Source organism: Veillonella sp., assembly GCF_019414865.1.
In the GTDB taxonomy this organism is placed as follows: Bacteria; Bacillota; Negativicutes; order Veillonellales; family Veillonellaceae; genus Veillonella.
In genome coordinates, this window is the sequence record NZ_DXLG01000174.1 from 1,327 (window position 1) to 2,496 (window position 1,170).

General features: G+C 38.6%; 1 pseudogene. It reads right to left on the minus strand.

The features are described 5' to 3' along the window. Nucleotides 1-611: 611 nt before the first annotated feature. Nucleotides 612-1,170: pseudogene (locus QZ334_RS07925) on the minus strand (MFS transporter); the annotation flags it as partial.

Consider the following 1,170-nt stretch of genomic DNA (forward strand, 5'->3'; position numbering starts at 1 on the left):
AATAATAGTTGTGTAACTCGATGGAGCTATTGTAAATAAGCGATAAGGTGCTTTCATTTTATAATGGGGCCCGGATACAACTACATATCATTAGTATAGAAAAAATACAGCCCTCTCTTGGCTCAGGTACGTCACTACGCTCCGTAAAATCGCTGCAGAGAGGGCTGTATTCTTTTCTATATACACTCGGCTATGAAGATGTCCCATTATAAAATGTAAGTAATCCAATCTACTATATCCCTAATAGCTCCATCGAGTTTGTTATCTCGTTATTTATTATAAAAAATTAGCAATACACCTAACGGAGATGGGAGGGGGAGAAAGGAGATGTGGCTATGCCACATCTCCTTTCGTTTACAACCAGTTGGACAGTAGCTTTCTTTTATTGTGCTTATGGTGTTTGTAGGGAATAAGAAGTAATCTATTTTGAAGTATGCTTGTATAGTCCCGCAATGGGACGCCTTCACAGGTAGTGTTAATATAAATAAGATACCCCTTTCCGAAGCGATTTTACGAAGTACTGAGCAAGGAAAGGGGTATCTTATTTATATACTAATAATATTCTGTTGTAGTTGGGCCCCATTGTGGGACGTACACAAATGTAAAATAGATTATTCTTTTTCAACTAAACCATATAGGCACAATAAGGAAAGCACTGCACATACTAGCATTGTAATCCCCATGGGTATCCCCGTATGATCCCCACCAATACCAACGAGTGGAGATACAATACCTGCCGCAAACATGCTTGCAAAGCCGAGTATGGCAGAGGCACTGCCTGCCATTTTCCCGTAGTTGGTCATCGCCATAGAGAATGAGGCGGAGCCGAATAGGGATACGGTACATACGGTAAAGAATAGGATGGTTGTTACAGGGATGAGTGACCATTCGAAAATCATAGCAATTAAGAATAGTAAGGAACCAATTGTAAGTTGCCATAGGCTGAATGTTAGTAATTGTTTAGCTGTTATAACATTACTAACACGACTACTAATGGCACTAGCTAAGACAATACCACAGCTGTTAATACCGAAAAGATAGCTAAATTCTTGAGCGGAAAGATTAAAAATATTTTGGTATACAAAGGATGAACCTGATATATAAGCAAAAAATCCGCCAAAGGCAAATAATTGTATTAATGTTTGACCTAAGAATGGCTTATCTTTGATG